Source organism: Paenibacillus sp. E194 (genome assembly GCF_000935845.1).
In the GTDB taxonomy this organism is placed as follows: domain Bacteria; phylum Bacillota; class Bacilli; order Paenibacillales; family Paenibacillaceae; genus Paenibacillus_B; species Paenibacillus_B alvei_B.
On the sequence record NZ_JMDX01000177.1, the window covers coordinates 1 to 12,709 of the forward strand.

Sequence of the window (12,709 nt, forward strand, 5' to 3'; positions counted from 1 at the left end):
GTTGGCTGTAAGTGCATAGATCTCTATCCGTTATCTCATAATAAAGTTGCCAATCCTGTTAAATTCACAAGAGAGAGGTAGACGTTAGGCATGAGAAAACGGATGATTTGGATCACGATATGTATCGTATTCATGCTAATTGGAGCATTCCAGTACAAGCATATGGGCAAGACGGAAGCCACATTTAGCAATGCAACACTGCAGCAAGGTTCCCAAGGCCAGGATGTGAAGGAGTTACAAGGTCGATTGAAATTCCTTGGTTACTATGATGGCAAGACAGATGGAATCTTTGGCCCTGCGACGAAGAATGCTGTGACATGGTTCCAATGGAAGTTCGGCATGAAGTCTGACGGAATCGTTGGTGCCAAGACGAAAGAAAAACTAGTGAAGGCGACAAAAAATTGGAAGCCTGAGACATCGGAAGGAGCTGCACCGAGCAAGCCTTCCGGTTCGACTAATAATATTAGCGGCTCCAACAATTTAGGTTTGTCGGAGAATGATTTGAAATTTATGGCCAATGCCGTGTATGGGGAAGCGCGCGGTGAGCCTTATGAGGGACAAGTGGCTGTAGCCGCGGTAATATTGAACCGTGTGAAGTCGCCAAGCTTTCCAAAGACAGCATATGGCGTGATTTTCCAACCAGGTGCATTTACTGCAGTAGCGGATGGACAGATTTGGCTTGAACCGAACGAGAATGCCAAACGAGCGGTGAAGGACGCCATTAATGGCTGGGATCCTTCCGGTGGCTGTCTGTACTATTTTAACCCTGAGACGGCAACTTCGAAGTGGATTTGGACTCGACCTCAAGTCAAAACGATCGGCAAACATATCTTCTGTATGTAATCAAGTGACCGAAGCGACGGTTGAGATGAGACGGTACGGGATGCTACATACAGAAGCGGGATGAAGAAGCAATGGCGTTCAGTCCATTTGCTTCTTTGTTTCCATTTCGGTATGTTAGGGATATTGAACGATTGATCATATGTGTACGGAAGCGAGAAGGTATACATTGGATTATCACTGAATATAACATGCAACAAGGTTGCAATTCACCGTGACAATCACGGAAGAAATGGGGTTAGATATGGTGAGCAAACCGACATTTGAACGGGGAAAGGTTAAAGGCATGCGTGTTCATGTTATGCCGACAAAGCGCTTCAAAACGTTCGCCATCTCTGTTTATGTGGGCATTCCTCTTCAAGAGGATACCGTAACGAGTACGGCACTTACGCCTTTTGTATTACGGAGAGGGACGGCTTCTTATCCAAAGACGATTCGGTTCCGCGAGCGACTGGATGAGCTGTATGGAGCAGGCTTCGGCTTCGATGTGTTCAAGCGAGCAGATTATCAAATTATCCAGTTCCGCATGGACGTTATTAATGATGCATTTGTAAGTTCATCTGAGTCTTTGCTTGCCCAAGCATTTCAGTTTTTAGGTGAAGCCATTACAGCACCAGTTATGGACAATGGAACATTGCGCAATAAGTATGTAGAAGAAGAGAAGCAGACAGTGCGTCAGCGGATTGAATCTATTGTCAACGATAAAATTCGATACGCAGCAGAACGATGTGTGGAAGAAATGTGTAAGAACGAACCGTATCGACTGCATGCGCTTGGTAATCGAGACGATCTGGATGGAATTGATGCGGCGACTTTAACCGATAAGTACCGCTGGCTGCTTGAGCATGCGGCGATTGACGTCTATGTTGTTGGAGATACGTCCTATGAAGAAGTAGAACGCTGTGTCGAGGATGCGTTCCGTATCGATCGAAACGTGGAGACACCATATGCACGTTCTATTCCAGTACCACGTATTGGTGAACCGAACACCGTCATTGAACGTTTGGAGGTTAGCCAGGGCAAGTTGAATATGGGGCTTAGATCCACGATTACGTATGCGGACGATGCTTATCCTGCCGTGCTTATGTACAATGGCATATTAGGTAGTTACCCGCATTCAAAGTTGTTTATAAATGTGCGGGAGAAAAACAGCCTTGCATACTATGCAGCTTCTCGCTTTGAAGGCCACAAGGGTATTTGTACCATTCAGTCAGGTATTGAGTTCGAGAACTTCGACAAAGCCCGTCAAATTATTATCGAGCAGTTGGATGCGATGAAGGCTGGGCAGCTGCAATCGCTTGAAATCGGCCAGACGAAGGCCATGATTGCGAATCAATTGCGGGAGATTGATGATTCTTCGTTTGAGATGATTGGCTTTGATTTCAATCGAGTGTTATCCGGAAGAGAGCGCACAACATCCCAGCTCATTGATGAGGTAGAGCATATTGAAGCTGCACATATTCAGGAAGTCGCGCAGACCTTCTACTTGGATACCATTTATTTCTTGCGCAATAAGGAGGAGGCCTAATCGATGGAACAACGTCAATACTCCAATTTGCAAGAAACCATATATTATGAGCGGATGGACAATGGTCTGGATGTGTATGTTCTGCCAAAAGCGGGATTCCAGAAAACATACGCAACCTTCTCTACAAAATATGGCTCCATCGACAATCACTTTCAAGTAGAAGGACAAGAAGAGGTTCAAGTTCCCGATGGGATTGCCCATTTCTTAGAGCATAAAATGTTCGAAGAGCCAGAAGGGGATATATTCGCGAAGTTCGCTGAACAGGGGGCATCTGCGAATGCCTTCACTTCATTTGATCGTACAGTCTATTTGTTCTCTTCCACTTCACACATTGAAGAGAGCCTGCAGACATTGATTGATTTCGTACAAAGACCGTATTTTACAGACGAAAATGTGGAAAAAGAAAAGGGCATTATCGGCCAAGAGATTAACATGTATCGCGACAATGCAGCGTGGCGAGTGTACTTCGGCCTCATTGAGGCAATGTACCACATCCATCCTGTACATATCGACATAGCAGGCACAATCGAATCGATTGGAACCATTACGAAGGAGACGCTCTATACGTGCTACCATACCTTCTATCATCCTTCCAATATGCTGCTGTTCGTTGTAGGCGGTGTTGATCCGAAGAGCATCTTCGAACTTGTGCGGAGCAATCAAGCAGCCAAATCATTCGAGCCACAGGGCGACATCCGCCGGATCTTTGAAGAGGAGCCTGTTGAGGTTAAGGAAGCAAGACGTGTGTCGAAGCTGCCCGTTTCTCTGCCGCGTTGTCTATTCGGCTGCAAGGAGCCACGTCCGGGGTTAGAGGGCAAAGCGCTTTTGGAATACGAAGTGACAACCCGCCTCATGCTGGACTTGATGATGGGCAGTAGTTCGCCGTTGTATCAGACCCTGTATGAGGAGGGTTTGACGACGGATTCATTTGGCAGCGAATATACCTGCAGTCCGGACTATGCATTCTCCATTATCGGCGGTGAATCAAAAGACCCTGATGGTCTAGTAAAGCGGGTGCAGGAGCTAATTGATGAACGCAAGGCGTCGGGCTTTGAACAGGCTGCATTTGAGCGTATTCGCAACAAATCGATTGGCTCATACTTGCGCATGCTTAATTCACCTGAAGCAATTGCCAATGAATTTACGAAGTATAAGTTCCGTGATACCGATTTATTTGATATACTTTCGGTATACGAGACGCTAACGTTAGAACAAGTTCATCAACGGTTGAAAGATCATTTTGATTGGAATCGGCTGGCAGTATCTATTGTCGAACAACCGTAACATACGAAGGCGTGCCTATCAATAGGTGCGCCTTCTTTTTTATCTAAAGAGAATACTTGTCCATAGGGGGAGAACATGTATGAAAGCATTGTCAGATACTTCTGTTCTTATTACCGGAGCAAGCCGTGGAATTGGAGCTGCGATTGCGGAGCGCTTCGCCCAAGTCGGCATGAAAATTGTTATTCATTATTTGCATTCACATGAAGCAGCAAATGAGGTAGCCCGTAAATGCATCAATCACGGGGCACAAGTAATGACGATTTCAGCTGATCTAAGAGATATGGAACAGCTAGATCGAATGAAGGACAAGCTTGATGAACTGGGGTTTACACCCGACATCTTGGTTAACAATGCTGGGGTTGCCTATTACGGATTGTTCACAGATGTGACAGAACAAGAATGGACGGACTGCATGGATATCAATCTGAAGGGGATGTTTATGTGCACCCAGCGGTTCGCTCCTCACATGATTACGCAGAAGTACGGTCGAATCATCAACGTATCTTCAATTTGGGGAATCACTGGAGCATCTTGTGAAGTCATGTATTCAATGGCCAAAGGCGGGGTTAATGCGTTTACGAAAGCATTGGCCAAAGAGCTGGCTCCTTCTGGTGTAACCGTAAATGCAGTAGCTCCAGGGGTAGTGGACACCGATATGGTGAAGCATCTGGATAAAGAAGAGCGAATGGCATTGCAAGAAGATATTCCGTTAGGACGGCTTGGAACCCCTGAAGAAATTGCCTCCCTTATTTACTATTTGGCATTGCCGGAATCCGGGTATATTACAGGACAGATTATTAGTCCAAACGGTGGCTGGCAGATGTAAGCGGAACTGTTTGCAGACAGAACGTATAATTCCGGCGGCAGAGGCACATATTACGACTGATGAATTCACACTAGGCCACAAGGAGGGCGTTCTCATGTCATCAGTACTTGAAAACTTCGACTCGTGGAAAAAGTTTCTTGGTGAGCGTGTCAAGCAAGCAAAAGGGCTAGGCATGTCTGAAGAAACGATTTCCAAGCTTGCTTTTGAGATCGGATCATTTCTGGAAGAAAAGGTTGATCCTAAAAATGCAGAAGAAAGTGCATTGAGGGAGTTATGGAATGTAGGCTCTGATGAAGAGCGGCAAACGATTGCTCGTTTGATGGTAAAATTGGCTGATCAAAACGGGTAATTCGTCATTTTGTCCATATATCAAAAGAAAGGAAGTTCTGGTACGAACTTTCTTTCTTTTCATACCCATAACCACGCGCAAACGACATGAATACATGCTCAAAACCTGCTATAATGGTACTTAATCGGAGAAAATAAGAAAGTATTGCGTTTTTTCTCGTTTTTTAGCTATACTCCGGTGGAATTTGTGTCCCATGTATTGTAGAATGGAAAACGGCGGATAACCGTGGATGAGGTGTGTCATGGAGTACAAACAGTGGTATATGGAATATAAGATACATAAGAACCGACCTGGTCTTCTTGGAGACATTGCTTCGCTGCTTGGTATGCTAGAAGTGAATATCTTGACGATTAATGGTGTGGAAGACAAGACAAGAGGAATGCTTCTGCAAACGGATGATGATGAGAAGATCGAAATCATGGGGCAGATGCTGAAAAAGGTTGAAAATATTACAGTGTCCGCACTACGGCAGCCTAAGTTGGTTGATATTCTGGCTGTACGCCATGGCAGATATATTGAACGCGATTCTGATGATCGGAAGACATTCCGCTTTACAAGGGATGAGCTTGGACTGCTGGTTGATTTTCTGGGTGAAATATTCAAGCGTGATGGGCATCAGGTGATCGGACTTCGAGGAATGCCGCGGGTTGGCAAGACAGAGTCCATCATTGCTGGAAGTGTGTGTGCGATGAAGCGCTGGACGTTTGTATCTTCGACGCTGCTCAGGCAGACCGTACGCAGTCAAATGTCGGATGAAGAATTGAATCCTAACAATATTTTTATTATCGATGGCATTGTCAGCACGATTCGTTCAAATGAGAAGCATGCTGTATTGCTAGCTGAAATTATCAACATGCCATCCACGAAGGTTATAGAGCATCCAGACATATTTGTTCAAGAAACCGGCTATAGTTATGATTTCTTCGATTATATTATTGAATTGCGCAATAACCCGGATGAGGAAATTACGTATGAATCGTTTACGATAAATTATAATGAAATTTAACATAAAGCAGTACGCAAGTGCAGCTTGGATTAAGGACAGGAGGTGAAGTTGTGTCAGAATTAGGGCAATTATTGAAAAAAGCAAGAGTAGAGAAAAATCTCTCTCTGGATGATGTGCAAGAAGCAACGAAGATACGTAAACGTTACTTGGAAGCGATTGAAGAAGGGGACTATAAGGTTCTGCCGGGTTCGTTCTATGTACGTGCTTTCGTGAAGACGTATGCAGAGACGGTAGGCTTGAATCCTGATGAAGTATTGCAGTATTACCGCAACGACATCCCAACGCCGGAACCAGAGCCAACAATTGAACCGCTAATGCGTACGAAGAAACGTAGTGTACAAGCGCCGTCTGATCGATTCGGACGCTGGGCATCGACACTGCTTCTATGGGCATTCATCATTCTTATTGGTGTCATAGTATATTTCTTCGTCGTGATGAAAGTGAATCCGAGCACAACGGATAACACTTCTGATGATACGAATATTACAGAGACACAAAATCCATCTACAGGCTCAAATGGAGCGGCGAATGGCGACAAAGCAGGACAAAACAATGCCGGTGGAGCGGTTCAGCAGCCGGTTAAGCCTACTACGCCTGAACCTCCGAAACAGGAGCAGAAGCCAATCATCGTGTTGGAATCCTCCAAGCGTTCTGAGGATGTGTACAACGTATCGGCTCCAGCAAACACGCCAGTGAAGGTTGAAATTAAAGCGGCAGGAGACAGAAGCTGGCTGGCTGTTCATGAGAAGAACAGCAGCGGGAAGAAGCTTCATTATGCAACATTGGAGAAGGATCAGACCGTTACGTTCGATATGACCGAACAAGGCATGTTCATTCGCGCAGGCTACGCCAAAGCAATTGAAGTAACAGTTGCTGGCGAAGCATTGACGAAATCCGATAACGAAGGCTCCAAAAATATTCGTCTGCAGTGGGTATCTTATGAGGAAGCTCAGAAGCTGCAAACGGAGAAGCAAGGTCAAGCCTCAACGAACAATGCGAACCAAGGCTCACGTTAAGCTAGCGGCCTTTCCCTTAGGTACTTGGTGTGAATTGCATCATGATACATGACATATTCACTTTGTGAGAGGAGACAATAATAGCTGCGGCGATCATAGTTATTCTCCAATAAAATAAAGTGAGGTGTCGAGCGATGGCAACCAGTTGGATCGTTACCGGAGCAGGTATTGTGGTCAGCTTGTTAGGGTATTACTTGACGCCAAGTGTTTGGGGGTACGGTGTGTTAGGCTTCGGACTGGCTCATATTTTGCTGGGTATTATTGATATGTTCCGAGCGCCAGCACGTGTCCGTTTTTAGACAATCGCATGCTACAGAGGCATTCTTTTGCAGGCTTAGGTCTGTGTAAGAATGCCTTTGTGTATATACATAACTATGAACATACAAAGGGTTTGATTTGACAGCAGTATTGTGAAGGGGGAGCTAATGATGGCGGACAGTTCATTTGATATTGTATCCAAGTTGGATCTACAGGAAATGAATAACGCGATTACACAAGCAATGAAGGAGATCGAATCTCGATACGATTTCAAGGGGAGCAAAAGTAAAATTACACTTGAGAAGGATGAAGTGATAATTGTCTCGGATGACGAGTACAAACTGAAAAATGTCATTGATATTTTGCAGTCCAAAATGGCCAAGCGCGGCGTAGCCATTAAAAATATGGAGTTCGGCAAAATTGAACCTGCAGCTTCTGCTGCGGTGCGGCAGCGAGCGAAATGCAAACAAGGAATCGATCAGGATGTATCGAAGAAAATTAACATTATGATCCGTGATTCTAAGCTAAAAGTAAAGAGTCAGATCCAAGGTGATCAGATTCGGGTTACTGGAAAAAGTAAAAATGATTTGCAAGCTGTTATGACGCTGTTACGAGGTGCAAATCTGCCACTAGATCTACAGTTTACGAATTATCGGTAAACGACAGCCCATCATCACTAAGCTGCAAGAGGGAAGGATGCTGGGCTCTTTTTGTTTTTTTGACTCCAAAGTCATGCCTGTATTATACTTGATGAGGTACATAGACATACGGATGTGAAAATACTCCAATAGGAGTCTGCCTTATGGGGGATGTAAAATGACAGAAAAGATTAAAATCGTAACGTTGGGCTGCGACAAAAACTTGGTTGATTCCGAGATTATGTCCGGCTTAATTTATGAGCGTGGATATGAACTGGTGGAAAACGAAGAAGAAGCAACGGTAATCATCGTCAACACATGTGGATTCATTGATGCTGCTAAGGAAGAATCGGTTAATACGATCTTAAGACTAGCAGATTTGAAGGAAACTGCTGACTTGAAGGCACTTATTGTATCTGGATGCTTAACGCAGCGATACAAGGAGCAGCTGCTTGATGAAATGCCGGAGATTGACGGTATCGTTGGTACCGGTGATTTTGACAAAATCAATGATATTGTTGATGAAGCCCTGCAAGGAAGCAGGCCAATTCGTGTAGGCAATCCCGTATTCGATTATGATCGCATCCTTCCACGCAAAGTGGCGACTCCGCGCTATACGGCATATGTCAAAATAGCCGAAGGCTGCGACAATAACTGCACATTTTGCAGTATACCAATCATGAGAGGTAAGTTCCGCAGCCGTACAATGGAATCGATTCTTGCTGAGGTAGCTCAGCTTGCAGGACAAGGGGTCAAGGAGATTAGCCTAATTGCCCAAGATTCCACGAATTATGGTGTAGATTTATACGACGGTTTCAAGCTGCCGGAGTTAATGAATAAAGTAAGCGAAATTCCGGGTGTGGAATGGGTTCGTCTGCACTATGCATACCCTGGATTTTTTACTGAGGAGCTTATGGATGCGATTGCGAGCAATCCGAAGATTTGCAAGTATATCGACATGCCATTGCAGCATAGCGAAGATAGCATTTTGAAGCGCATGAGACGTCCTGGTCGCCAGCGTGATTCACGAGAGCTGGTGAACAAAATCCGTGAACGAATCCCTGGTGTAGCGCTGCGTACGTCTATTATCGTAGGGTTCCCTGGAGAAACGGACGAAGACTTTGACAGACTATGCGACTTCATCAGGGAGATGAAGTTCGATCGGCTTGGCGTTTTTACCTATTCTTCCGAAGAGGACACGCCTGCAACGAGGCTGCCAGACCATGTGCCTGATGATGTTAAGGAATGGCGTGCGAATACCCTTATGGAAATTCAACGCCAAGTATCAAAAGAAGTAAGTGAAAAGCGTATTGGTGATATATTGGAAGTCCTTGTTGAGCGTTACGATGGCCGCAATGATGTGTTCATCGGCCGCTCGCAATTCGACGCCCCTGAAATTGACGGGGAAGTATTTATTTCCGGCCAGCCATTGAGTATTGGGGAAATTGCCAAGGTAAGAATTACTCATGCGCTTGAATTTGACTTAGCCGGGGAGGGTCTCGCGTGAATCTGGCGAACAAGATAACGTTAGTCCGTATTTTTCTTGTGCCAATAATGATGTTCTTCCTATTGGTGAACTTTGATTATTTGCCTGCGATTGAACTAGAGGGTTTCTCGATTACTTACAACCAGATTATTGCGGCCTTGATCTTCATTATTGCTGCAAGTACCGATGGATTGGATGGTTATATCGCCCGTAAACGCAAAATGGTTACAAATTTAGGCAAGCTGCTTGATCCACTTGCAGACAAGCTGCTCGTAGCAGCGGTACTTATCTCACTAGTTGAGATGCAAAAATGTGATGCGTGGATTGCGGTTGTTATTATTAGCCGTGAATTTGCGGTTACTGGCCTAAGGCAAGTTGCCTTGCTCGAAGGAACTGTTGTTGCTGCAAGCAAGTGGGGGAAATGGAAAACAGCAACCCAAATTACGGCGATTGCAGCGATGCTGCTGAACAATTTCCCATTTGCGTTCATTCATTTCCGGTTTGACATCTTGTCGACTTGGGTCGCAGCGTTAATTACCGTATACTCGGGAATTGACTACTTTGTAAAAATAAAAATGTGCTTCACCTTTCGGATTGATAACGGAAGCTGATAGGTCAATAGGTGCTTTTTCCATAGTTCCGGCTCTCCGGGCAGGAAGAGGCACCTATTCGCATGTATAGACTTGTAAAATGCTTGATAACGCTTATAGGGATGGTGGTTGGCATGAAAGCAGAGATCATTGCAGTTGGGACAGAACTGCTGCTGGGACAAATCGTCAATACGAATGCGCAATATATTTCGCAGCGACTGGCAGTGGTTGGTGTAGATGTGTTCTATCATACGGTTGTTGGGGATAATGCAGTGCGGATTCGACAATGTATTGAAACGGCATGCAAGCGTTCCGATCTGCTTATCTTCACGGGTGGTCTAGGACCGACGATGGATGATCTGACGAAGGATGTGCTCGCGGAGATGTTGGGCCGCAAGATGACCTATGATGAGCCCGCAATGGTCAAAATGACAGAGATGTTTGCGGGGCGCGGCATACATATGGTCGAAAGCAATAAGCGTCAGGCGAATGTGATAGACGGTGCTGATGTACTGAAGAACTCGACTGGGCTTGCTGTAGGAAATGCCCTGCGGCATGATGGTACTACATATGTACTGCTTCCTGGACCACCTCGTGAAATGAAGCCGATGCTCGATAATGAGGCGATTCCTTGGTTGAAGAGCCAGCAACTCATTGATCAGTCTTCCTTATATACACGGATGTTGAAGTTCGCAGGCATAGGTGAATCTGGATTGGAAAATACTCTTCTTGATCTCATTGAACAGCAGACGGACACAACGATTGCCACCTATGCTAAGGAAGGCGAGGTTCTCGTTCGCTTAGCCGTTAAAGGAACAGATCAGCACGAGGCAGATGTGAAGCTTGATCAGGTTGAACAGGAAATTCACAACCGACTGGGGATGCATTTGTATGCTGCCAAGGATGTATCTTTACCAGAGGTGTTGGTGGAGCAGTTATCGCTGCTTGGCATGACCTTGTCCGCAGCTGAGAGCTGCACGGGCGGGATGTTTGCAGACATGATCACAGCTGTTCCGGGAAGCTCTCAAGTGTTTGCCGGCGGGGCGGTAACCTATTCGAATGAGATGAAAGAGCGCATTCTAGGCGTGCCTCATGAACTGCTCGAGGGTGAAAATGCGCCTGGTGCGGTCAGCGAGCCAACAGCCAAGGCAATGGCTGAAGGGATGCGTGATATTGCAGATACAGACTTCACTGTTGCCATAACAGGCGTAGCAGGACCAGCTCACTCCGAGCGGAAGCCTGTAGGACTCGTTTATATTGCAATTGCGGAGAAGGGCAAGGAAATCGTAGTGGAAGAGCTTCGCTTGAACGGAGATCGAGAAGGAATCCGCCGCCGTACTGTATATGCTATTATGTATCGATTGTGGAGAAGGCTGCAGGATCGAACTGTACATATCCATTAACAAATGTTGACAAATGTAGTGGTGTAGGATACAATCGAATCATAAGATACGGAAGAACCGTAACGAAGTGTATTTACACTTTGTTGCGGTTTTTTTTGTTGGTTTACTCGATACGAGGACTAGGTGGTGAATGGATAATATGGAAATAAGAGTAATAAACGTTCGTAAAAAACGAATGTATGTTCGAAAAAATGCTTGGCAAACCGAATAAAACACGTTATGATGTATATATCAAACGAATCAGTGAAGGAAGTGAGTTTGTGTCAGATCGTCGCGCTGCGTTAGAAATGGCTTTGCGTCAAATTGAGAAACAATTCGGTAAAGGTTCGATCATGAAACTTGGCGAATCCAATCACATGCAAGTGGAGATTGTGCCAAGTGGATCGCTTGCATTAGATATAGCTCTAGGAATCGGTGGTTTGCCGAGAGGTCGTATTATTGAAGTATATGGACCGGAATCTTCCGGTAAGACAACGGTTGCACTTCATGCGATCGCAGAAGTACAGAAGACAGGTGGACAAGCTGCATTTATTGATGCGGAGCACGCATTGGATCCAGCATATGCGAACAAGCTTGGCGTTAATATCGATGAGCTCCTGTTATCCCAACCGGACACAGGGGAGCAGGCGCTTGAAATCGCGGAAGCATTGGTACGAAGTGGTGCAGTAGACATTATCGTTATTGACTCTGTTGCTGCACTTGTGCCGAAAGCGGAGATTGAAGGCGAGATGGGTGATTCCCATGTCGGCTTGCAGGCACGTCTAATGTCGCAAGCTTTGCGTAAATTGTCTGGTGCAATCAGCAAGTCGAAGACGATTGCGATCTTCATCAACCAGCTTCGCGAGAAGGTTGGCGTTATGTTCGGTAACCCAGAGACGACTCCAGGTGGCCGTGCCTTGAAGTTCTATTCCAGTGTTCGTCTTGATGTGCGTCGTGTTGAGACCATTAAGCAAGGTACAGACATGATTGGTAACCGCACTCGGATTAAGGTTGTTAAGAATAAGGTTGCGCCTCCATTCAAGCAGGCGGACATCGATATTATGTATGGTGAAGGTATTTCTCGTGAGGGAAGCATCGTCGATATTGGTACAGAGATGGATATCGTGCAGAAGAGCGGTGCATGGTACTCCTTCGAAGGTGAGCGTCTGGGTCAAGGCCGCGAGAATGCGAAGCAATTCTTGAAGGAACATTCGGAGATTGCCCTTACAATTGAAAATCAAATTCGTGCAGCCAGCAATCTGACCACAACAATCCCTGATAAGGGTGTTAGTGAAGATGACGATGATGCAATTGAATTGGAATTAGGTGACGACGAATAATTTGTTGTTAGCTCAAGCACCTTCGCGTTAAGCGAAGGTGCTTCTATGTATTTGTATGGAGGAGAGTCGTTTGAAGGAAAGCGAACGGATCGTAACGATTACTCGTGTGGAGCGAATCGAGAGGCAGGCAGGCCGCTATAAGATTCATTTCGATGGGGCGGCATCG

General features: G+C 45.6%; 13 protein-coding genes. All 13 read left to right on the forward strand.

The annotated features are described in order from the left end of the window. The first annotated feature begins 90 nt into the window (after positions 1 to 90). The 13 genes from sleB to recA all read left to right on the forward strand — a co-directional run bounded on the left by sleB (position 91) and on the right by recA (position 12,543). Entirely contained in the window at positions 91 to 843 is a 753-nt protein-coding gene (sleB, locus tag AZ66_RS20775; protein ID WP_021262415.1) for a spore cortex-lytic enzyme, read from the forward strand. A 244-nt stretch (positions 844 to 1,087) separates the two neighbouring features. After that, positions 1,088 to 2,368, forward strand: coding sequence for an EF-P 5-aminopentanol modification-associated protein YfmF (gene yfmF / locus AZ66_RS20780; protein WP_194483587.1), 1,281 nt, complete (start codon positions 1,088 to 1,090; stop codon positions 2,366 to 2,368). Positions 2,369 to 2,371: 3 nt separating this feature from the next. Continuing rightward, the gene (gene yfmH, locus AZ66_RS20785) at positions 2,372 to 3,652 is read left to right on the forward strand and encodes an EF-P 5-aminopentanol modification-associated protein YfmH (RefSeq protein WP_021262413.1); all 1,281 of its coding nucleotides are present in this window, start codon (positions 2,372 to 2,374) and stop codon (positions 3,650 to 3,652) included. A gap of 79 nt (positions 3,653 to 3,731) precedes the next feature. Then, positions 3,732 to 4,478 carry an elongation factor P 5-aminopentanone reductase gene (ymfI, locus tag AZ66_RS20790; RefSeq protein WP_044356587.1) on the forward strand — a complete coding sequence of 249 codons (747 nt, stop codon included), beginning with the start codon at positions 3,732 to 3,734 and terminating at the stop codon, positions 4,476 to 4,478. 94 nt (positions 4,479 to 4,572) lie between these two features. Next, a complete protein-coding gene (locus tag AZ66_RS20795; protein ID WP_021256488.1) occupies positions 4,573 to 4,827 on the forward strand; it encodes a DUF3243 domain-containing protein in 255 nt (84 codons plus the stop codon). A 241-nt stretch (positions 4,828 to 5,068) separates the two neighbouring features. After that, on the forward strand, positions 5,069 to 5,833 hold the full coding sequence (locus AZ66_RS20800) for a DUF3388 domain-containing protein (RefSeq protein WP_044356588.1): 765 nt from the start codon (positions 5,069 to 5,071) through the stop codon (positions 5,831 to 5,833). A gap of 50 nt (positions 5,834 to 5,883) precedes the next feature. Further along, on the forward strand, positions 5,884 to 6,849 hold the full coding sequence (locus AZ66_RS20805; protein ID WP_021262410.1) for a helix-turn-helix domain-containing protein: 966 nt from the start codon (positions 5,884 to 5,886) through the stop codon (positions 6,847 to 6,849). Positions 6,850 to 6,983: 134 nt separating this feature from the next. Continuing rightward, on the forward strand, positions 6,984 to 7,148 hold the full coding sequence (locus AZ66_RS32035; RefSeq protein ID WP_021256485.1) for a hypothetical protein: 165 nt from the start codon (positions 6,984 to 6,986) through the stop codon (positions 7,146 to 7,148). Between the two features lie 126 nt (positions 7,149 to 7,274). Next, entirely contained in the window at positions 7,275 to 7,766 is a 492-nt protein-coding gene (locus AZ66_RS20810) for a YajQ family cyclic di-GMP-binding protein (RefSeq protein ID WP_028531182.1), read from the forward strand. Positions 7,767 to 7,923: 157 nt separating this feature from the next. Beyond that, positions 7,924 to 9,252: a 30S ribosomal protein S12 methylthiotransferase RimO gene (gene rimO, locus AZ66_RS20815; RefSeq protein ID WP_021262408.1), complete on the forward strand. Its 1,329-nt coding sequence runs from the start codon at positions 7,924 to 7,926 to the stop codon at positions 9,250 to 9,252. After that, a complete protein-coding gene (pgsA, locus tag AZ66_RS20820) occupies positions 9,249 to 9,842 on the forward strand; it encodes a CDP-diacylglycerol--glycerol-3-phosphate 3-phosphatidyltransferase (RefSeq protein WP_044356589.1) in 594 nt (197 codons plus the stop codon). The genes rimO and pgsA overlap by 4 nt, the downstream gene beginning before the upstream one ends. A 113-nt stretch (positions 9,843 to 9,955) precedes the next feature. Further along, on the forward strand, positions 9,956 to 11,224 hold the full coding sequence (locus tag AZ66_RS20825; protein WP_028531181.1) for a competence/damage-inducible protein A: 1,269 nt from the start codon (positions 9,956 to 9,958) through the stop codon (positions 11,222 to 11,224). Between the two features lie 260 nt (positions 11,225 to 11,484). Continuing rightward, positions 11,485 to 12,543, forward strand: a complete 1,059-nt coding sequence (gene recA / locus AZ66_RS20830; protein ID WP_044356591.1) for a recombinase RecA — start codon at positions 11,485 to 11,487, stop codon at positions 12,541 to 12,543. The last annotated feature ends 166 nt before the right edge of the window (positions 12,544 to 12,709 follow it).

Bases quoted from the DNA above. Each gene is read 5' to 3' on its own strand.
- sleB (WP_021262415.1), top strand. From the start codon at position 91: ATGAGAAAACGGATGATTTGGATCACGATATGTATCGTATTCATGCTA.
- yfmH (WP_021262413.1), top strand. From the start codon at position 2,372: ATGGAACAACGTCAATACTCCAATTTGCAAGAAACCATATATTATGAG.
- ymfI (WP_044356587.1), top strand. From the start codon at position 3,732: ATGAAAGCATTGTCAGATACTTCTGTTCTTATTACCGGAGCAAGCCGT.
- AZ66_RS20795 (WP_021256488.1), top strand. From the start codon at position 4,573: ATGTCATCAGTACTTGAAAACTTCGACTCGTGGAAAAAGTTTCTTGGT.
- AZ66_RS20800 (WP_044356588.1), top strand. From the start codon at position 5,069: ATGGAGTACAAACAGTGGTATATGGAATATAAGATACATAAGAACCGA.
- AZ66_RS32035 (WP_021256485.1), top strand. From the start codon at position 6,984: ATGGCAACCAGTTGGATCGTTACCGGAGCAGGTATTGTGGTCAGCTTG.
- AZ66_RS20810 (WP_028531182.1), top strand. From the start codon at position 7,275: ATGATGGCGGACAGTTCATTTGATATTGTATCCAAGTTGGATCTACAG.
- rimO (WP_021262408.1), top strand. From the start codon at position 7,924: ATGACAGAAAAGATTAAAATCGTAACGTTGGGCTGCGACAAAAACTTG.
- AZ66_RS20825 (WP_028531181.1), top strand. From the start codon at position 9,956: ATGAAAGCAGAGATCATTGCAGTTGGGACAGAACTGCTGCTGGGACAA.